Consider the following 573-nt stretch of genomic DNA (forward strand, 5'->3'; position numbering starts at 1 on the left):
GGTCGCTGGCGGTCGCGCGCGTCTCGGTGACGGTTTCAGTTACGTCGTAGTAGACGAAGTTGTGCCGCAGGCGGCGCGCGAAATCGGCGTTGAATTCACGGATGCGCGCGTCCAGCTGCAGGTATTGCGCCTTGTATGCGGCGTAGGCATCGTCATAGGCCTTGCGGCGCGTGGCCTCGCTGGCCAGGCACTGCCTGTCGGAGCCGCAGGGACGTTCGCGTTCGACCCACACAGGCATGGGGCCGACGGGTCGCGCCACCTCGAATACCGACCAGATGCGCGAGTCCTGGGCATAGCGGAACCCTTCATCCGTATAGGAGCATGAATTGCCCGCATCCCCGCCCTGGCCCGTGCATAGGTACTCCGGCGCGATGTACGCCGGCGCGACCGGCGCGGTCGCCTCTCTCGGCCTGCCGCTGCCCTTGCCAGCCCAGTTCTGCGGCACGTAGTCGAACGGCGGGCCGTAGCGCGAGGCGGGATATCTTTCCGACGGGATGACAAGCAGGCGTTCCCTGCCACCCGTCGCCCAACGCGGGTCCTGGCTGCACTGGGGGCCGTTCTCGTAGCAGACCC

The 573-nt window shown here is 67.2% G+C and carries 1 protein-coding gene; it reads right to left on the minus strand.

Annotation, left to right across the window (positions count from 1 at the left end; translation table 11 throughout):
- Positions 1–573: hypothetical protein (locus tag KDH83_RS31255; protein ID WP_212323001.1), on the minus strand; the 573-nt coding region annotated here is incomplete at both ends.

This window comes from Achromobacter sp. Marseille-Q0513 (genome assembly GCF_018195695.1).
GTDB lineage: Bacteria > Pseudomonadota > Gammaproteobacteria > Burkholderiales > Burkholderiaceae_B > Achromobacter.